This is a genomic window from Gilliamella sp. Pas-s95, from assembly GCF_009795795.1.
GTDB classification, from domain to species: Bacteria; Pseudomonadota; Gammaproteobacteria; order Enterobacterales; family Orbaceae; genus Gilliamella; species Gilliamella bombicola.
Genome location: NZ_WTFC01000036.1, coordinates 1 through 20594 on the forward strand (window position 1 = coordinate 1; position 20594 = coordinate 20594).

Below are 20594 nucleotides of genomic sequence, written 5' to 3' on the forward strand. Positions count from 1 at the left end.
GTGCGAAGGTGCTAGTATAAATCACCTTTCTACTTTCTTCACTCCACCGTGTTTAAAATTGCACTTCATATTTGAATCCAGGAACCACAGAATAAAAACTTAAATAAAATCAATACCTTTCCTGACCGATTTTTGGCAAAAAATCAAGTACTTTTTGTTCTATGTGATTAGAATGAATTAAGTGTGTAGGTTTCGGAAGTTTGCTTTGGGTGTTCAAAATAGCTACCGTGATCACGCCCGATCTAAGTGGATTAGCAAATCTTCTGAGCAATCATCCTACGCTTGACGCAGATTGATAAAAAAGGTTAAATGAATTTTTGTTTTTTGACAATGAGTAAATTTAATTATTAAAAACATCTATATAATTAATTGATTTTATTTTATTTTTAGTTTAATAATAAAACATTGCTACGCTGTGTTTTCTTCATGATAAAAATATCCCTTATTGCCTACATTCAATAATAAAATTACAATAATTTTTTTTAACCACTTACAGCAAAAACATGATCACTTACCACAATGCTACATTAGAAGATTTACCCTTTATTGTCGATGTCTATAATTCAACAATTGCTAGTCGTCAAGTGACTGCCGATACTGTTCCTGTTTCTGTTGAAAGTCGATTAGAATGGTTTTACCAGCATAATCCTCAAAATCGTCCGCTTTGGTTAATTAAATATCAAGATCAACCTTGTGGTTGGATCAGTTTATCTTCGTTTTATGGGCGCCCTGCTTTTTATAAAACGGTTGAGATTAGCTTATATCTTGATCAGGATTTTCGAGGTAAAAAAATTGGTCAATTTATGGTAGATAAAATTGAACAATTTGCAAAACAAGCAGGAATTGAGGCAATTTTTAGTTATGTGTTTCGACATAATTTACCCAGTGTTAATTTATTTAAAAAAATGCAGTACCAACAATGGGGGCTTCTTCCAAAAATTGCTGAATTGGATAATGTTCAGCGTGATTTAGTAATATTGGGTAAACGATTAGATTAACCCGCCTATTACCAATAAATTCAACTATTCAAAAGGAATTTTAATGAGCACCTTAAATGATATTAAATATTACGCTAGTCAATCTAAAATCACCACGACGCTAGTAGTAATCAACATTCTGTGTTTTTTTGCATTTCGGCTACTTGATAGCCGCGGGTTTTCGCCACTAAATGAAAATCGCTTTTTAATTGATTGGGGTGCCGATATTGCGGAGCTAACTTTTTCTGGCCAGTATTGGCGGATGTTTACTAATTTATTTATGCATGTCAGTTTTACGCATTTAGCCATGAATATGCTGGCATTATGGAGTACCGGACCAATTTTAGAAAAACGTATTCCCGCCATGGCTTTTTTAGGTATTTATCTTTTTTCAGGCTTAGTTGGAAGCTTATCAAGTGATATTGCAACTATCAATCACAATGTGATTAGCTGTGGGGCATCGGGGGCAATTTTAGGGATTATTACCGCTTTGCTAGCTTATTGTTTGGTGTTTAAAACCAATATACAAGAAATGCCAGTCAAAGCAATGCTAGTTAGTTTGGTATTAACTGCAGGATTAGGATTATTACCTTCAATCGATAATATGGCACATATCGGTGGCGCTTGCGCTGGGTTTGTACTTGGTGGGCTGATTTCGTTATGCCTAAAAACATTCAAATACCCAAGCAAGCTAAGTTGGCTTATTATTAGCCTTGTATTTATTGTCACTGCATTGGGGATCTATGCACAATATATGCGCTATGCTTTACCTAGTGGTTATTACCTCTATTATTAACAATAAAAAGGCACTGATTATCATCAATCAGCGCCTTTTTTATGCAAACTTGATATGACTAAAAACTATTTAAAATCCGTGCAGGATCGATTTTACAAGCCCGTTTAGCTGGATAGTAACTAGCAATTAAGCTGAGTAACATAGCGGTAATAAACACTATTATTACATCAAATAGATGGATTTCAGAGGGTAAAAAGTCGATAAAATAAATATTACTATTTAGGATTTTATGCCCCAGCAATGACTCAACTCCACCCATAATATTCGACAGTTGCCAAGACAATATCACACCTAAAACAACCCCCATTAAACTACCAATTAATCCTGATATCACACCATACCAAATAAAGATATGCCGAATTAATCGATTAGTTGCACCTAGCGTTTTTAATATGGCGATATCTCGCTGTTTGTCTTTGACGGCAATGACAAGCGTTGACACAATGTTAAAACAAGCCACGCCAATCACTACAATCATGGCTAAATACATGATTTGCCGGATCATTTGAATGTCTCGATACATAAAGCCAAAGGTCTGTTCCCAACTATTAAATGTTAGGGGTTCATCAAGGGCTAATACAGCCTGCCCTATAAGGTTATTAGCTTGATAAACATCATTCACATTGACCATAATGCCTGTAACGCTATCGCCCATACTTAGAAGTTTTTGTGCATCGGTTAAGGGGATCAATGCAATATTGTTACTCAAACTACCGCTTAACTCTAAAATGCCCACCACTTGCAAACGAACGCGTTTAGGCGGCTTGAGTTGGTTTGGCCCACTCGATACAGGAATTAATAAAGAAACCCATCCCCCTTCATTTATCGACAAGCTCTTAGCTAGCCCAGCACCAATAATCACTTGCTGGCTATCGGGCTTAAAATCTTGCCATTTATTATTCAGGACATAATTAGGCAGTGCGCTAACTTGCACTTCTTGCTCGGGATCAAGCCCTTGCACTTGTACTGCGGCTAGTTTGCTGCCGTTTTCGATTAATCCGGTAAAATTAACAAACGGTAAGGCCGATACAACATGGCTGTTATTTTTGAGCTCTTGTTGAATATGTTGCCAATTATCTAAATTGCCGTATTCAGGATATAGTTGCCCATGTGGCACCACAGATAAAACCCGATTATGTAACTCGCGCTCGAAGCCGTTCATGGCACTTAACCCTATAATTAAAGCGGCAATGCCAATGGCGATACTGAGTGTTGAAATGATCGAAATCAACGATACCATACCACTTTTACGACGACCTTTACGGAATTTGATGGCGGTAATTAAAGATAAATTCATACTAATTACCTATTCATTGATTATCTGATGATGCGTTATCAGATAGTTGCCCATCTCTCATCACCATTTGTTTATCAAGCTTATTAGCGAGTTCAAGATCATGCGTCACCACTAAAAACGCGGTGCCATGTTCGCGATTTAGTTTAATAAGTAAATCAAAAATCGCATCAGCAGTTGATTTATCAAGGTTTCCTGTTGGCTCATCGGCCATGACTAGTGCGGGGTTATTAATTAACGCACGCCCAATTGCCACACGCTGACGCTCACCGCCTGATAGCTCAGATGGACGATGATTGGCTCGTTTAGCCAAATTAACCGATTCAAGCATCGCCATGGCACGTTTTTTTGCTTCATTAGGGGATACACCACCAATTAATAATGGCATCGCGACATTTTCTAGCGCTGTAAAATCGGGTAATAAATGATGAAATTGATAAACGAAGCCGATTTCTTGATTACGTAGCTGCGCCTTTTCGACCTCGGATAGTTGGTTAAGTTGTTTGGACTTAAACATAATTTCGCCCGAGGTGGGTTTATCAAGCCCACCTAATAGATGTAATAACGTGCTTTTACCTGATCCTGAACTACCAATAATGGCGAGTAATGATTTTGGGTAAATATCAAACGAGACATTTTTTAACACCTCGGTCACCATTTTGCCTTCGTTATAGGTTTTATAAAGGTTCTTGGCGCTTAGAAGTATTTGTGGATTATTCATAACGTAAAGCCTCGGCTGGTTGTATATTGGCTGCACGATATGCAGGATAAATAGTTGAAATTAGCGATAACATAAGCAATCCAATAATAATAAAAACAACTTGTGTTGGCTCAACCAATGATGGCAATTGAATGCCAGCAAACGATAAACCAAGCACTTGCATAATTTCGTTTAGATAACAAGCAAGTAACAGGCCAAATGCACTACCTAATAACGTGCCAATTACCCCTGAACTTGCTCCTTGAATAATAAAAATCAGCATGATTTTAAAACGAGACAAGCCTTGCGTCTTCAAAATCGCAACTTCGCCTTGTTTTTCCATAACGAGCAAACTTAGCGAGGTGATAATGTTAAAAGCGGCAACAATGACAATTAAACTAATCAATAAGCCCATAACATTTTTTTCCATTTTAATCGCTTGAAACAGTTCACCACGTTTAACACGCCAATCATTAAAAACTAACCCGTCTGGTAATGGAGTATTTGTTACAGAAGCGATATCAAGCGGTTTATCTAAAAATAAACGCCAACTTGTTATCATATTGGCAGGGTAACGTAACAAATTCCGAGCATCGGACTGATGAACATAAATTAGAGATTGATTAATATCATGATTAACTGAAAATAGCCCAACAATATTAAATAAGCGCTGTGAAGGAATGCGTCCAACAGGCGTAATTTGACTAGCATCAGTCACCATTAGGCGAATTTTGTCGCCAACGGTTACGCCTAATTGATTGGCTAATGTTTGCCCAATAATCACATTATACTGCCCTGCCTGCAAGTCCAAAACAGAACCACTATAGATATAATCATTGATTGGGTCATTATCTTCTGGCGTAATACCCATTAAGGTACTCACGGTGATACTTTGTTCACTTTGCAAAACCACATCACCAGTAACTAAAGGGCTTATATGATTAACGCCTTGAATATGGATAAACTGTTCACGAGTAACAACATTAGGATCAATACGCCCCTGTGGAGTTGTGATCTGCGCTTGAGGTAGAAACTTCAAAATACTACCTTGCATTTGATCTTCAAGCCCATTCATGACCGATAAAACTACAATCAAGCCAATGGAACCAAGCATAATCCCAATCATCGACAACCATGACACAAAGCGACCAAACCCATCCGTTTTTTGCCCATACACATAGCGCAAACCAATAAAAAAGACTAATGGACGAAATATCTTTGACATAAACGTATATATTACCTAAAACTTTTTGACAAAGTTCTGCTAGTTAATTGCAAAGTGCCTATCATACAGGATTAAACAGTTATAGAAAACAACCACGTAATTACGTTATAATCTGTTAATAATTTTTCAGCAATATCAACAAATTCATCATGTCAAAAATACAACCTAGTTCAACATTGATTCCTCAAAAATCGGGTGAAGTAAAGCAAATTGGACAACTTATCGGTTCATCGTTGTCTCAATTTTGTGCCCAAGTAATAGACGCACACGATGGTTTAGTGGTGATTATTACAGATGATATGCAACAAACCGCTCGCATACATGGAGAGCTTAAGCAGTTTTCTCCGTTTCCTGCTATCTTTTTTCCCGATTGGGAAACGTTACCTTATGATAGTTTTTCACCACATCAAGATATTGTATCAGAACGTTTATCCTGCCTTTATCATCTTGGGCATTTAACCAAAGGTGCTTTGATTTTACCCATCAATACCTTAATGCAAAAAGTCTGCCCTCAAAGCTATTTAGGCGGGCATGTATTTATAATGAAAAAAGGCCAGCAAATTAGCCGTGAACACTTACGTTTACAACTTGAAAATGCAGGCTATCGCTCAGTCAGTCAAGTCATGGAGCATGGCGAATATGCTACTCGCGGCGAACTGTTTGACATCTATCCAATGGGCAGTGATAAGCCTTATCGTATCGATTTTTTTGATAACGAAATCGACAGCATACGCACCTTTGATGTTGAAAACCAGCGAACACTTAACGAAATTGAAGAAATCCAGCTATTACCTGCACATGAATTTCCATTTGATAAAGCATCGATTGAGCTGTTCCGCAGTCAATGGCGTGAACAATTTGAAGTAAGATTAGATGCAGAAAGCATCTATCAACAAGTTAGCAAAAATATTTTGCCAACTGGCATTGAATATTGGCAAGCCCTCTTTTTTAACGAACCGCTAACACCGCTCTTTTCTTATTTTTTAGCAAATACCTTAATTATCAATACCGTTAATATTGAGCAATATGCTAACAAATATTGGCAAGATATTACCCAACGTTATGAAAGCCGTAAAGTCGATCCAATGCGTCCATTGCTTGAGCCTGCAATTATTTGGTCTAAAACTGATGAAATTTTTGCCCATTTCAAAAACTACCCAAGAATAGTAATATCAAATGCAACAATCATAGAATCGAATAGAAATATTAATTTACCTTATTCTGCATTACCTGAAATCGCCATTCAGATCCAACAAAAAGATCCTTATTGGCAATTTCAACAATTTGCTGATAATTTTTCAGGTAAAATCATCTTTTCGGTTGAGTCTGAAGGACGCAAGGAAGCATTACAAGAAATTCTTGGCAGAATTCGTATTCATCCAACCACCATCAATCAGCTTGATGAACAAACCAATACGGATAACCGTTTTTGTTTAATGATTGGTACCAGTGAACAAGGCTTTATTGATCAACAAAAAAATTACGCTTTTATTACCGAAAACGAACTATTAGGTCGACGCATTATTCGTCGTAAAAAAGAAAATAAACAAGCGATTAATACCGACTCACTCATTCGTAGCCTAGCTGAATTAACACCAGGAAAACCCGTTGTACATTTAGAGCACGGTGTGGGTCGTTATGCAGGTCTTACAACGTTAGAAACAGGCGGTATTACGGCAGAATATCTTATTTTGTTGTATGCCAATGATACCAAACTTTATGTTCCCGTTTCGTCATTAAACTTAATAAGTCGTTACTCTGGTGGCGATGAAGAAAACGCCCCACTGAATAAATTAGGCACTGATGCTTGGAGTAAGGCTCGGCAAAAAGCGGCCGAAAAAGTGCGTGATGTCGCAGCTGAATTACTCGATATCTATGCCGAACGTGAAAGTAAACCCGGATTTCAATTTCAACAAGATCGTGAGCAATATGAACTATTTTGTCAAGGATTCCCTTACCAAGAAACCGACGATCAACAAAACGCCATTGGTGCTGTAATTGGCGATATGTGTTCACCTTACGCCATGGACCGATTAGTCTGTGGTGATGTGGGGTTTGGTAAAACCGAAGTTGCCATTCGTGCTGCATTTTTAGCCGTGATTAATCATAAACAAACAGCTGTTTTAGTGCCAACAACCCTGCTTGCAGAACAACACTACGAAAGCTTTTGCGACCGTTTCGCCAATTGGCCTATCCGTATAGAAAGCCTGTCTCGCTTCAAAACAGCCAAACAACAAAAAGCTATTATAGAAGCTCTTGGCGAAGGCAAAATTGATATTGTAATTGGTACGCATAAATTGCTACAAGAAGATATCAAATGGAAAGATTTAGGTTTGCTAATTGTTGATGAAGAACACCGCTTTGGCGTTCGTCAAAAAGAACGCATTAAAGCAATGCGAGCAAATATCGATATTTTAACGCTAACAGCAACCCCAATTCCACGAACGCTAAACATGGCAATGAGTGGTATGCGAGATCTTTCAATTATCGCAACGCCACCTGCTCGCCGACTGGCGGTAAAAACCTTTGTTCGAGAATATGATGATCTTGTGATTAGAGAAGCCATTTTGCGTGAAATTTTACGTGGTGGTCAGATTTATTATCTACACAATGACATCTCTGATATTGAAAAAGTCAGCGAAAAACTGGCAGAACTAGTGCCCGAAGCACGCATTACCATTGGACATGGACAAATGCATGAACGCGACTTAGAGCGTGTGATGAATGACTTTCATCATCAACGCTTTAACATACTTGTTTGTACCACCATTGTTGAAACTGGTATCGACATTCCTAACGCTAATACTATTATTATTGATCGTGCCGATAAATTCGGTTTAGCTCAGTTACATCAACTCAGGGGGCGAGTTGGACGTTCTTACCATCAAGCCTATGCTTATTTATTAACGCCACATCCTAAATTACTCACTAAAGATGCTAAAAAGCGCTTAGATGCGATCGCATCCCTTGAAGATTTAGGAGCCGGCTTTGCCCTAGCCACACACGATCTTGAAATTCGGGGTGCAGGCGAGCTATTGGGTAGTGATCAAAGTGGACAAATTGAAACTATTGGCTTTAACCTTTATCTTGAACTGCTTGATGATGCGGTCAAATCATTAAAAGAAGGCAAAGAACCGACACTAGAATCATTACTTAATAGCCAACAAACCGAAGTGGAATTAAGATTGCCGACATTAATTCCTGATGACTTTATTCCCGATGTCAACACCCGACTATCGCTTTATAAACGCATTGCTAGCATTGATGATCTAGACGAGCTAACCGACATTCAAGTCGAAATGCGTGATCGCTTTGGGAAATTACCTGATGCAGTACTATTTTTATTAGAAACCACTAAAATCCGTTATCATGCAAGCCAATTAGGCATTACCAAAATCGAATTTGGCGAAAAAGGTGGTTATATTGAATTTGGTCCAAAGAATAAAGTGTCAGTCGATTACTTAATTCAAATAATTCAAAAAGAACCAAAAAATTATCGCCTAGAAAGCTCAAATCGATTAAAATTACAAAAATCAGAATTACAACGCAATGAACGTATTGAATATATTAAAAATTTGTTGACTAATTTTGCAGATCATCAAGAATGATAATTTAAAATATAATAAATAACTAAGAGAACAGGAATGAAAAAAACAACACTCGCTATGGGAATCGTTGCCGTATTAGGAATTTCTTATGTTGGTACGGCGTGGTACACAGGTAACATAATTGAAAGAGATATTGACAGCCAATTAGCGTTAATCACCAACAATGTTAACCAAATTCAAGACAAATTTACCTTTAATATTGAAAAGAGCAATTACGACAAAGGAATATTCTCAACTAAACTCCATCTAAAAGTGACATCGTCACAAAATCAATCTTTTGATGAAGTTGCTACCCCCCAAAAACTATTTGATGATGATATCACCATCCACCATGGTCCTTTCCCTATTGCAGCCCTTGCCAAAGGTACATTTGTTCCACAAATGGCTTGGTTAGAATACGAAATGACAGAACAAACTAACCAAAGACTTTGGAAATTAGCGGATAATCAGCCATTTATTTCTGGGCATATGGGAATAAGTTATGGTGAATATGTCACTGCTAAACTGACAAGCAAAGCGATAAAATTTATGGATAACGACCTTGATATTGGCAAAGGTTATTTTACCTTTAGTGGCTATATTGATGGTACTGATATGACGGCTAATTTGCAATTAGATAGATTTCCTTTTCTATCAGACGCAAACGACATTAATGTTATCTTTAGTGACTTGAATCTGTCACTAACACCACTTAGCACACTAGATGAGGTAGATTACAAATTAAATATCGGTAATATAAAATACAGTTTTAGCACATATTCAATAGCAGGTTTGGATATTGATAACATTAAATCAACAGGTAAATTTAATTACAAAACCCAAGATATGGATTCGCAAGGCAGTATCGATAAAATGATATTAGAGTCCCCCCCATCATTATATACCCCAAATATCAAGCCATTGGTTTTTAATAATATCACTATGAAGCAAAAAAGTGTCTTAAATAAGGCTTCTAATATAATTGATAATTCGTGTTTTGCTAATATTGATTCGATTATTTATGGTCAACAGAATCTAGGCAATATTCAGACCGATGTCGAGTTTCAAAGTTTGAATAGAGGTTGGTCCAGTAACCTATTTGATATGAATGATATGAATGATATGAATTTAAACGATATCAATCCCAAACAGAATATCAAATTTTCACTCAATAAATTCAATTGGCACACGCCTGCAGGTGATATTAATATTAACTTAATGTTAGATGTATTTGATATATATGGGATGTCTCTTGTTCAAGACCCTTACGAAAATATTAATGCGATAAAATTCAAGCTCGAAGCACCATTTGACGCATTAGCGCGTATATCCGCACAAATAGAAAACCCTAACGATAATAACGTAACACCACAACAAATCACAAAAGCCAATCAAATGATACAATTGGCGGCTAACTTACTTAAATCTAAATCCAGCTTTTTAATGTTAAGCAATGGTAAAACTGATGGCTTTTATTTAGACATGAACTTAGCTAAAGATAGTGACGAAGTTGAAGTGAATGGTAAAACAATGTCAAAAGAAGAATTCTTAGACAATTTATAACTAATCAGTCAACTTATCTAACTAATCTGATCCGCCAGTCATACTGGCGGATATTATTCAGATGCCCTTTTCCAAAAAAATAAATTGATAAAAACCGACTTATTACCCTTAAAGAAACTAAAATAATCAAAAAATTATCGCCTATAAACTGCAAATCAATTAAAATTACTACAATAAAATTTAATAAAAAAAGAGAAGAAACAATGAAGAAAAGTGTAATCGCTATAGGCATTATTGCAATATTAGGATACGTTGGCTCGTCTTGGTATACAGGGAACGTAATCAAAAACAACATTGACAAAAAAATAGAACAAATTACACAAAAAATTGACAACGACCAAGATGAATTTAGCATTGTAATTGAATATAGCGATTATCAACAATCTATCTTTTCAACCAACCTACACCTTACTGTAAAGGTAATTCCAAAGAATTTCAGTTGGCTTATTGAAGACACAAAAACACTTTTTAATGACAATATCACCATTCACCATGGCCCATTCCCAATCATTGCCCTTTCAGAAGGGAAATTCACTCCACAGATGGCATGGATAGAATATGCAATGAGCGAAGCACTATCGCCAAAACTTTGGCAACTAGCTGGTAATCAACCATTTATTACAGCTAAGCTCGGTATGAGCTACCAAGAAAATCTCACCATAAAATTAGCCAACAAAGCGCTTAATCTTGTTGATTCAGATTCCAATAATAATTCTGAGATTTTGAGTTTTATTGATGGCTCCTTAGAGGTGTCTGATGGTGATATTAATATTGAAGTCAATAAACATCTTTCCGATTTACATGCCCAAGTGAATATAGATAAATTCATTTATAAAAACTATAAAAATTTCTCAAAACCACAAGTCACCCTACAGAAATTTAATTTATCAGCCTGCCCAAATTCAGACAAAACAGGAATACATTATAATATCAATGCCGATAAGATTGCATTAGGCTCTCACAATCACTATATCGAACCGCGAATTACTTTTGATAATCTAAAATATCAAGGCGATATCCTTCATAAAACTGGTGTTATAATCCCAAATCATCATACCGAAATGGGAAAAATGACACTTGAATTTAATACCTCTTCGGAACCCGTTCCAGATGATCAAAAGATCATCATTAACAACTTAATGGTCGATCAAGAAAACATCTTCAACCCAACAAACAATACTGTTGATGGCTTATTAAAAGCCGATGCAGAATCGATATTACTCGGTTTGCCAAATGTAGGCAGTGTTAGTTTAGATCTTAGTTACCAAAATATTCCTGTCACAATGCTATCTAATAATTTTGATTACACCGACTTTGATGACAAACAAACATCATTAAATTCCCAAATTTTACTAAATAAATTCCATTTTAAAAACACCATAGGTGAAGTTAATGCCAATGCTTTTGTAGCTTTATCAGGAATACGCTCAAGACTGGAACGTTTTATAATCAACATTAACAATATTGATAGCCTTAAACTAAACGTCGATGCACCATTTAACGTATTGGCTTATTTCTCAGCACAGCTCAAAACCCCAAATGAAGAAGCATTAACACCTGAACAAATTGAAAAAGAAAATTTATCAATAAAATCATCAATAGTGGAAAATAATTTTATCAAAATCCCACTATTTACCTTTGAAAAAAATAACATTGAAGGGGTCTATTCTGAGGTGGATTATGCCAAAGATAAACAAGAAGCAACGTTAAATGGACAAATATTACCAATACAGGATTTTTTACAAAAAGTTTTTGGAGATAATTAATAACAATTAACAAAAAAGCAGCCCACTCATTTATTGGTGGTATATTAATTTAAACATAATAACAATGAATAGAACAAAACGCCTTATGAATACACAACAATCAATCTCATCAAACAAAAACCAATTCAAACGCACCATGAAAACTCGGCATCTTATTATGCTATCACTTGGTGGCGTTATTGGTACGGGTCTCTTTTTTAACACTGGCTACATTATTGCGACCGCAGGTGCAATTGGCACAATTATCGCATATCTAATTGGTGCATTAGTGGTCTACCTAGTCATGTTATGCCTTGGAGAACTCGCTGTTGCCATACCAGAAACAGGTGCCTTTCATACTTATGCCTCGCGGTTCATTAGCCCTGCAACGGGTTATACTGTTGCTTGGTTATATTGGTTAACATGGACTGTCGCACTCGGCTCAAGCATTACCGCAGCAGGATTTTGTATGAAGCATTGGTTTCCAAATACACCTATTTGGGTCTGGTGTTCTGCTTTCTGTACCGTGATTTTGGCATTAAACATCGTTACCGCACAATTTTTTGCTGAGAGTGAATTTTGGTTTTCGATTATCAAAGTAATCACCATTATTATCTTTATTATTGCTGGTGCTGCGGCTATTTTTGGCTTTGTCCCAATGAAAAATGACATCCCTGCGCCCTTTTTACACAATATTACCGATAATGGTTGGTTCCCTAATGGCATTACCCCGATTATTATGACGATGGTATCGGTCAATTTTGCCTTTTCAGGCACGGAACTTATTGGTATTGCCGCTGGTGAAACAAAAGAACCAGAAAAGACCATTCCGTTAGCGATAAAAACCACAATTCTAAGACTTATCATCTTCTTTATTGGCACCGTTTTTGTCTTAGCTGCCTTATTACCAATGGATCAAGCTGGCGTTATCGAAAGTCCCTTTGTTACCGTTTTTGAAAATATCGGCTTACCTTATGCTGCCGATTGTCTTAATTTTGTAATTTTAACCGCCATTTTATCAGCTGCAAATTCGGGGCTTTATGCTTCTGGACGCATGTTGTGGTCGCTTTCCAACCAAGGTACATTACCAAAATGCTTCAGCAAACTTAATCAGACAGGCGTTCCAGCCTTTGCTATTTCCGTCAGTATGTTAGGTGGCTTATTGGCATTACTCACAAGCATTATTGCGCCTAACACGGTTTTTGTTGCCTTGACAGCTATTTCAGGATTTGCCGTGGTGGCCGTTTGGCTAAGTATTTGCGCTTCACACTTCTTTTTTAGAAAAAGTTTAACTCGTGAGGAGCAAAACAATCTAAAATATAAAGCCCCATTTTACCCACTTGTACCTATTTTAGGCTTTATTTTATGTTTAATTGCTTGTATTGGACTCGCATTCGATCCAGAACAACGTATTGCACTTTATTGTGGCATTCCTTTTGTGGTTGTCTGTTTTATTGCCCACCACTTTACCCAAGCCCATCAAAAGCGAGTGGCAAAAAATGAAAAATAATAATCCAATTAGTACACTGTTAAAGCAAAAAAAATACATCATTATTGATGGCGCACTAGCTAGCGAGCTACAACGTCGCGGATGCGATCTTAACGATAGCTTATGGTCGGCAAAAGTGTTAATCGAAAATCCTGAACTGATCCGCCAAGTCCATTATGACTATTTTAAAGCTGGTGCTGATTGTGCGATCACCGCTAGCTATCAAGCTACACCATTGGGGTTTGCTAAAAAAGGGATTACACTAGAGCAATCCATCAAGCTAATAAAAACAAGCGTCGAGCTTGCCAAGCAAGCAAAGAGTCAATACCTAGATGAAACAAAACAAAATAAAACACTACTAATTGCTGGTTCAGTTGGTCCTTATGGTGCTTATCTTGCAAATGGTTCAGAATATACTGGTGATTATCAACTTTCTGAATCAGAATTTATCGATTTTCACTATAACCGCATCAAAGCATTGGTTGACGCAGAAGTCGATCTGCTGGCTTGCGAAACACTGCCCTCTTTTGCTGAGATCAAAGCACTCACAAAGCTTCTCGAAAAATTTCCAACTGTAACAAGCTGGTTTTCGCTAACATTAAAAGATCCCAATCATCTTAGCGATGGCACCCCATTATCTTTGGTCATTGAGCATCTTAATCACTGTCAACAAGTAGTTAGTATTGGTGTTAACTGCATTGCGCTAGAAAATGTCACTGCAGCGTTAGAATCGTTACAAAAACTTACGCAAAAACCGCTGATTGTCTATCCCAACTCTGGTGAACAATACGATCCAACCACCAAACAATGGCACAAAAATCATCACCACAATTGCACCTTTACAAACCAATTACCCATCTGGGTAAAACTAGGCGCAACATTAATTGGTGGCTGCTGTCAAACAACGCCAAACGATATTAACGAAATTGCAACGTTATTAAAAGGTAGCTAAATCACTTAATATTTGGGCGTAATAATTTATGATGTTCAACCTATCACATTCAAAAACGCCCAAAAACCAATAACAAAAATGCAATAAAAATCGGTCAGGAAAAGGTATTGATTTTATTCAATTTTTTGTCGACATTTAAAGTGCAAAAAAATCACTCAATATTCGCATGCCGACACTTCATTATCTCTGGGGTCTGTTGTAAGCTTTCCATTAAACTATAAATAACACTGTCATAAGTCAGTAATGAGAGTTGCTCAAATGTGCTACCCATTGGTTGGTTTAACTTATCAACTCTTATGGGAATAATAACTATATTATCGGCTAATTTTGCCAAGGTCGAGGTACCGTTTGTTGTGAATAATATGATTTTGACGCCCAAGTCTTTTGCCTGCTGTGCGTAGGCAATTAAGCTTTTGGTTTCGCCTGAATTAGAGCCTAAAATCAGCAAATCACCTTTATTGGCTTTGGGTTTACTAATTTCGGTAATTAAGCTAACCTTTAAACCTAAATGCATTAACCGATTGGCAAATGCATTTATCATTAACCCTGAACGCCCTGTTCCCGCTAAAAATAGATGGTTTGCACCAATAATCGCATTTTTAAATTCGTGTAATTGTGCTTCGTTGATTGTGTCTATTTGTGCCGCTATTTCAGTTAATATATTACTTAATATTGTTTTTATACTCATTGTACTTTCCTTAATTAGTTGCCGCTTTTAATTTTTCAATATTGTTTGCAATATCATTATTTTTAAAGATAAACCCACCCGAAACAATATTATTAGCCCCTGCTTTTAAGCATAGTGATAGGGTTTTATCAGTAATATTTCCGTCGACTTGAATATCATAAGAGTAATTATTTTTTTGCCGTTCTAAACTCAGTTGTTCAATTTTTTGTAATGTGAAAGGCAAAAAGGTTTCATTTTTTTGTCCGGGATTAACGGTCATAACAAGGACAAGATCAACAAGCGGCAATAGCATTTTAACATGTTCAACCGGTGTGCTTGGGTTGATTGCCAAACCGACTTTTATATTATTTTTTTTTATTTTATTGATGATAAACGAATGATGAACCGTCGCTTCATAGTGAAAAGTGATGATATCAGGTTTAGCTTCAATAAAATCGAAAATTGATAATTCAGGTTTTTCAATCATTAGGTGGCAATCTAGAATAAAATGGGTATGCGATTTCAAATTTGATACAAAACCAGTATTAAAACCTAAATTTGGGACATAGTGATTATCCATTACATCAATATGTAACTGTGTGATGCCTAGTGAATCAAGCGTATCTAACGTTTCTTTGATCAGGTAAAGATCTGAATTAAACAATGATGGAGACAAAATCATAATTATCACCTTTATTAGCAGCCCATCAGCATAAAATTAACATTACGAGTTCTTTCTCGTAATGAATCCCAGTCAACAAAATAAATTCGCCCAAGTTCGCCCATAAGAGGCTTGCCATTCTTGATGATTAATACCAATGAAAAACTACCAAATAGCGATGATTTGATATGAGCATCGGTATTAAGCATTACCCATTTTTCAGCAGGATAATTGGGATCATTTAGGCTTAAACCAAACTCAATATGCTTTGGTCCAGGACTATTGTATTGATTTTCGCTAGTCATTTTAGGAACAATCTGCTCTAACACATTATTAATATCAACATGCAAATATTCGTCACCAAAAAAATTGGTGTCGTGCATACATTCATCAAAAAAAAGTGAACATGTCGTATGCGTTGTGGCGATGGTGAGTTGACCATTTTGGATATTTGATTGGGCAATAAATTGGTTTAATTCATTAGTAATATCGTGATAAGAGTGTCGACCAGATACCGTTTCAATTTTTATGGCGTGGTGATAAATGTTCATATTGGTATTATTCCTTGTTTATATGCCCCATTTACTTGTTTGCCGTTGGGCTAAATAGCAATGTAAATGGGGCTTAGTTTTATACACCTTATTTAATTTGATAATGCTAGATGGCTAAACGCTTTTTTAGTTCAGCAAAAAATTCGTTTAAACCAACGCCAGTCAACAAAGCTAAACCATTTATAACTTTACCCTTAATTGATTCTGGTACGATGGTAGTGCTAATAACTACGTCATATGTGTCTATTTTATTTAACTCATCGGCTATTTTTGATTGATAGATTTTGACACTTTCTGTTAATTTTTCATCATTTAGCCATTTAGTCACTTTACTAACAGCAATAGTTGATGTTGCATGCCCTGCACCACACATAATGAGTAATTTTTTCATAATCATGTTCCTTTTAGTACATTTCGATTTTTTTGATTTTATTGATATAAATTAGCGAGCATAAAATCACTAGAGCTAAACCTATCAATCCGATATAACCAAGATAGTTTAATAACAGCACAAATAAGGTGACTGGCCATAAACCACATAAAATAACTGTGACAATGCCCGCTGTGCCCACATCATAGTTAGCCAAATGGAATACATCAGTAATAACTGGTGCTAGCCAAGTTGCCATATATAGGCAAATCACTAAATAAATTGTGCCACCAATAATTGATCGAACGATATTTCCTTTAAAAAACGGAACCATCAAACAGATACCAAAAGCGTAGAAGGCTAAATCACCAAAAGGTAACACTTTATTACCCGGCAAGATTAAGGCCAATAGGAGTGAAACCGGCACCATAATTAATGCCGTTGCCATAACAGCGGGATGTCCAACTGTTAATGCAGCATCCATACCAATATTCACTTGCTTACCATTGAGTTTTTTGCTGGTGAATTCTCGAGCAGCTTCAGCAACCGGTAGCAAACCTTCCATAAACATGGCAACCATTTTGGGCATTATCTTCATAATTGCTGCGGTCGAAATTGCTAGCTTACCAATTTGCGGCACATCATAACCAGCCAAAATCCCCACAACTAAACCAATAATTAAACCAATAACGACCGTATCACCAAAAATACCGAATCTTTTGGTTAAAGTTTCTGAATCGGCATTTAATTGATTAAATCCAGGAATACGATCAAAGATCCAATTTAAAGGAATTGCCACAACAGCGCCCGACAAGGCCATCAAGTGAGTAATTGAAATACCTGGATAGCCAAAAAATGAACTTATCGGTTTTTGTAATAAGTCGGCTAAGAACCATTGCAACATAACAGCCGTGATACATCCAATAATCCCTACCCAATAAAATCCCGTTACCGAATAAGCCACTAGGCCTAAGAATATTGCAAACCAAAAATTCCAAATATCAACATTTAAAGTGCGCGTCCAACCGAGTGAAATAAAGATAAAGTTAATTATCAACGAAATAGGAATAAGCAGTAATCCTAACGTAGTTGAAAACGCCAACGGTCCACCTACTCCACAACCAATATCCATGATGCTTAATGATGTTCCGTATTGTTCCCCCATTTTTTGAATTGCAACACCTAAAGTGTCAGACAATAACGTGATCACTAAACCTAAACCGACTATACCAATACCGACAGTAATACCGGCCATAATCGCTTTGGAAAACGGCACTCTAAAAAATAAGGCGATAATAAAGATAATGATAGGCAAAAAGACAATCCCACCTAAATTTATTAGCCATTGAAAAATGTTAATCACACTATCCATTTTTGGACTCCTTTATAAAAGTTAACTTTCTATTTCACACCAGCTACATTTAAAATAGCGATAAATTCGTTAATTGAATGACATTGTTCCAATAATTTTATTTGTTGTTCATTTTGAAATAAGCCTATTAAATTTTGTAAATTTTCAACTTGTTCATGAGGTTGTTTCATGGCAAGCATAAAAATAAATTTGACGGGAATTTTTTCGTTTTCATCAGTCATACATCTAAAAATGACTGGTTGTTTTAATGATGCAAAACAAATTTGTGATTGATTAACTTTTGATGAATCAGTATGTGGCAAAGCAAACCCAACAGAATTAACCAATAGACCAGTTGGATATTGTTGTTCTCTTTCTAAAATGCCGTCTAAAAAGTCTTGTTTAACTATCCCATTGCTAAATAACATTTGTGCCATTTGCGTTAGAACTTGTTCTTGATTTAATGCCTCGATATTTAAAAGGCATAACTGTTTATCAAAGTACATTTTTGATTCCTCTTTGATTATCCAAAAATAATTTTAGTTGTTTAAAGCTGGTGATATTTTTTAATGCTGATATAGCGTGTTTGTTCGAAACAATTTCGTAAATTTCAGTAAATACTTCATTGATACTATTAATGTTTTTTTCAGAAAGGCTAACCATAATAATCACGCTAACATCAATCACACCCCATTTGATGGGTTTGCGTAAAGTCATAATGGATATACTGGATTTAGTCACAAACATCGGTGAGCCATGAGGTAAAGCGATACCATTTTCGATAGCCGTGTCGCCTATTTCTTCGCGCTGTAAAACAGAATCGCGGTAGTGAGAAGTGACATAACCTTTAGCTTCAAGTCGATGTATTAATTGATGAAGACATTCACCTTTATTGTCGATATCGACATTTAATTGAATCAGAGCAGGATCTACAAATTTTGCCATGGATGGATAACAATTCTGTTTTTCAGAAAAATCAGATTGTTTATTTAAGACATAATTGGCATATGCCTGAATAATATTTTGGTAGTCATTAGTATTTAGCAATGAAGATATTTTAACAACTGGCTTATTCAGATTATTGATATCAAGTGTAGTAATAAATAAATCAACATTACTAAGATTGGTCGATGTCAATTTCGAAACCGAATAAACTTCAATGTTATCTTTAGACGGTAATATTTTTCGAACTTTATTAAGAATTAGATTTGATGAACAGCAACCATATTGGCAAACAATCACAATATTATTAGCATCAGCAGCTTTATCTAACGCAATTTGAAAATGAATCAATAAAAATGAGATTTCGTGATCGTTTAAACAAATATCAAATTTACGTTCTAAATCAGAAAGCGCATACCACAATACACTAAATAATTTTGAATATTCGTGTTTTATTTCTTTTAATATCGGATTAATAATACGTATTTGTTTTTGCAAACGGGTAATCATGGGTGGAAAGTGAGATAACAATGAATGGAACAATTTACTATCTTTTGATAAATCGATTCCTTCAATTTCGCCAATTTTTCTTATAATCTTGCGGATGATTTGTTCATAAAAACTATCATCAACTTTTACTGATTCATCAATAATTCGATGTGCAAAAAACAACTTACTGAGATATTTAATATCATTCGTTGAAAATTCAATGTTAAACGTAACTTCAAGTAGTTGAGCAAGATCGGATGCAATCAAATACGATTGCATATAACGAATATGGTTAAATAAAAAATCATCTTCTTCATCGATGGTATAACCTAGCGTTAACCGTTTTAATTGTATTGCTATCGATATCAATAATGATAATAAATAATATTCAGAGGATCGCTGAACGATTGATTCGTAATGTTCAAATAATAATTGGCTAATTTGCTCAAAAGAATCATCATCCATCAATGACCTCATGAGTTGATTAAGATAATAACTGTCTTGTTTATGAATATATAGCAATAAAAAATGTTTAATAGCACGTTGAATTTGATTTTCTTTACCCTCTACAACAATGGTTTTATGCGTGACATTTAGTAAGACATTTTCAGATGCTAATGAACGGTTAATAAACTCAATATCTTTATGTAGCGATGTTTTACTGACAATATAATCATCAGAGAGCTGCTCTAATGAGACATTTTCTTGATTTAACAAACAACGTTTTACAATATCTAATCGACGATATTCCGGTGTTAATCGACGTGAGCTTTTATTAAAATAGCCATGACTATTATTTTGCTCTAAATAACCAATGACCGAATCAATACAGCCTTTATTTCCCTTCAGTATTAAGCCTTTGCGGGGGGATTTTTCGATATAAATATCGCTATTTGGGACGGTTAATAGCTGATCATTTAATTTTTCAATGTCAAAATAAATGGTTTTGGTCGAAATGGATAACTTTAAACTAAAATAGGATGCTGGTTTAAATTCAGACTCTTTAAAAAGTAGTTTCAGTAACTCTATTTGTCTTTCCATTACCAAACTCCTTTTTCATGTTTTGTCGCAATACATTTATAAATCTATGCTTTAAAGTATAATTAGTTAAATAAATAAGACGATGACATTTTTTTCCAGATTAATCTGGAATTAGATGTAATTGAAGAAAATGGGAAAAAGAATATGTTGAAATAATAATGATAAAAGATGGCGTATTTATTGGGATTTTTTCT

Annotated in this window: 17 protein-coding genes; 7 read left to right on the top strand and 10 right to left on the bottom strand. The window is 35.6% G+C overall.

All coding sequences use genetic code 11. The annotated features are described in order from the left end of the window. The first annotated feature begins 503 nt into the window (after positions 1–503). On the top strand, positions 504–998 hold the full coding sequence (locus GQ598_RS09335; protein ID WP_091347083.1) for a GNAT family N-acetyltransferase: 495 nt from the start codon (positions 504–506) through the stop codon (positions 996–998). A 43-nt stretch (positions 999–1041) separates the two neighbouring features. Continuing rightward, positions 1042–1773 carry a rhomboid family intramembrane serine protease gene (locus GQ598_RS09340; RefSeq protein WP_160403887.1) on the top strand — a complete coding sequence of 244 codons (732 nt, stop codon included), beginning with the start codon at positions 1042–1044 and terminating at the stop codon, positions 1771–1773. A gap of 58 nt (positions 1774–1831) precedes the next feature. Here the strand turns inward: GQ598_RS09340 and lolE are convergent, their stop codons facing one another. From lolE to lolC, 3 genes are read right to left on the bottom strand one after another with little or no spacing between them, the layout of a single operon-like run. Further along, entirely contained in the window at positions 1832–3070 is a 1239-nt protein-coding gene (lolE, locus tag GQ598_RS09345) for a lipoprotein-releasing ABC transporter permease subunit LolE (protein ID WP_202112739.1), read from the bottom strand. 13 nt (positions 3071–3083) lie between these two features. Beyond that, positions 3084–3788, bottom strand: a complete 705-nt coding sequence (gene lolD / locus GQ598_RS09350) for a lipoprotein-releasing ABC transporter ATP-binding protein LolD (protein WP_160403888.1) — start codon at positions 3786–3788, stop codon at positions 3084–3086. Continuing rightward, positions 3781–4983, bottom strand: a complete 1203-nt coding sequence (lolC, locus tag GQ598_RS09355; protein WP_091347251.1) for a lipoprotein-releasing ABC transporter permease subunit LolC — start codon at positions 4981–4983, stop codon at positions 3781–3783. The genes lolD and lolC overlap by 8 nt, the downstream gene beginning before the upstream one ends. 158 nt (positions 4984–5141) lie before the next feature. Here lolC and mfd point away from each other — a divergent pair, with 158 nt between their 5' ends. From mfd to mmuM, 5 genes are all read left to right on the top strand, one after another. Further along, a complete protein-coding gene (mfd, locus tag GQ598_RS09360; RefSeq protein ID WP_160403889.1) occupies positions 5142–8600 on the top strand; it encodes a transcription-repair coupling factor in 3459 nt (1152 codons plus the stop codon). Positions 8601–8636: 36 nt separating this feature from the next. Then, the gene (locus GQ598_RS09365) at positions 8637–10142 is read left to right on the top strand and encodes a DUF945 family protein (protein WP_160403890.1); all 1506 of its coding nucleotides are present in this window, start codon (positions 8637–8639) and stop codon (positions 10140–10142) included. Between the two features lie 203 nt (positions 10143–10345). Continuing rightward, a complete protein-coding gene (locus GQ598_RS09370) occupies positions 10346–11908 on the top strand; it encodes a DUF945 family protein (RefSeq protein WP_160403891.1) in 1563 nt (520 codons plus the stop codon). Between the two features lie 85 nt (positions 11909–11993). Continuing rightward, complete coding sequence (mmuP, locus tag GQ598_RS09375) at positions 11994–13397, top strand: S-methylmethionine permease (RefSeq protein WP_160403892.1); 1404 nt, start codon at positions 11994–11996, stop codon at positions 13395–13397. Continuing rightward, the gene (mmuM, locus tag GQ598_RS09380) at positions 13387–14328 is read left to right on the top strand and encodes a homocysteine S-methyltransferase (RefSeq protein ID WP_160403893.1); all 942 of its coding nucleotides are present in this window, start codon (positions 13387–13389) and stop codon (positions 14326–14328) included. Before mmuP ends, mmuM begins: the two co-directional genes overlap by 11 nt. A 151-nt stretch (positions 14329–14479) precedes the next feature. On the opposite strand, the gene hxlB is transcribed toward mmuM, so the two are convergent. The 7 genes from hxlB to GQ598_RS09415 all read right to left on the bottom strand — a co-directional run bounded on the left by hxlB (position 14480) and on the right by GQ598_RS09415 (position 20400). Beyond that, the gene (gene hxlB / locus GQ598_RS09385) at positions 14480–15016 is read right to left on the bottom strand and encodes a 6-phospho-3-hexuloisomerase (protein WP_160403894.1); all 537 of its coding nucleotides are present in this window, start codon (positions 15014–15016) and stop codon (positions 14480–14482) included. A gap of 10 nt (positions 15017–15026) precedes the next feature. Next, entirely contained in the window at positions 15027–15677 is a 651-nt protein-coding gene (locus GQ598_RS09390; RefSeq protein ID WP_202112740.1) for a ribulose-phosphate 3-epimerase, read from the bottom strand. Positions 15678–15691: 14 nt separating this feature from the next. Then, on the bottom strand, positions 15692–16207 hold the full coding sequence (locus GQ598_RS09395) for a YjbQ family protein (protein ID WP_160403895.1): 516 nt from the start codon (positions 16205–16207) through the stop codon (positions 15692–15694). 106 nt (positions 16208–16313) lie between these two features. Beyond that, positions 16314–16598 (bottom strand): PTS sugar transporter subunit IIB, encoded by a 285-nt coding sequence (locus GQ598_RS09400; protein ID WP_091347103.1) that lies wholly within the window; start codon positions 16596–16598, stop codon positions 16314–16316. Positions 16599–16611: 13 nt separating this feature from the next. Then, positions 16612–17949, bottom strand: coding sequence for a PTS galactitol transporter subunit IIC (locus GQ598_RS09405; protein ID WP_160403896.1), 1338 nt, complete (start codon positions 17947–17949; stop codon positions 16612–16614). 29 nt (positions 17950–17978) lie between these two features. Then, on the bottom strand, positions 17979–18434 hold the full coding sequence (locus GQ598_RS09410; protein ID WP_160403897.1) for a PTS sugar transporter subunit IIA: 456 nt from the start codon (positions 18432–18434) through the stop codon (positions 17979–17981). Further along, positions 18424–20400 (bottom strand): transcription antiterminator, encoded by a 1977-nt coding sequence (locus GQ598_RS09415; protein ID WP_160403898.1) that lies wholly within the window; start codon positions 20398–20400, stop codon positions 18424–18426. Before GQ598_RS09415 ends, GQ598_RS09410 begins: the two co-directional genes overlap by 11 nt. Positions 20401–20594 lie beyond the last annotated feature (194 nt).